Raw genomic sequence first — 492 nt, 5'->3', positions numbered from 1 at the left:
AATGAAGACAAGCAGATATACTGAGGCGCAGATCATCGCGATCCTGCGGCAGGCCGAAGGCGGTGTGCCGGTGGCCGAGCTGTGCCGCGAGCACGGCATGAGCAACGCATCGTTTTACAAATGGCGGGCGAAGTATGGCGGTATGGATGCGTCCTTGATCAGCCAGATGAAGGCCATGGAAGATGAGAACCGCCGGTTGAAGCGGATGTATGCGGACCTGAGCATGCAAGCCGATCTGCTGAGGGAGGCTCTTGGAAAAAAGTAACTCGGCCGTCTCAACGCCGCGAGATGGCCGAGAATGCGGTGGCGCGAAGAGGAGCGAGCGTTGCGCTGGCCTGCCGTGCCTTTGGGGTGAGCGAGACCTGCTATCGCTATGGCCCAAAGCTGCGCGCCGAGAACGAGGAGATCGCCGATCTGCTGGTCGGGCTGACCGATGCCCGCAAGACGTGGGGTTTTGGTCTTTGTTTCCTTCATCTGCGCAACGTCAAAGGG

At 59.8% G+C, this 492-nt stretch carries 1 pseudogene; it reads left to right on the top strand.

What is annotated here, in order from left to right:
* Window position 1: 1 nt before the first annotated feature.
* Window positions 2–492: pseudogene (locus ACTZWU_RS16725) on the top strand (transposase); the annotation flags it as partial.

This window comes from Paracoccus sp. NSM (assembly GCF_052379855.1).
Lineage (GTDB): Bacteria > Pseudomonadota > Alphaproteobacteria > Rhodobacterales > Rhodobacteraceae > Paracoccus.
Note: the sequence above shows the minus strand (reverse complement) of the source record. Positions and strands in the feature narration are given on the sequence as shown.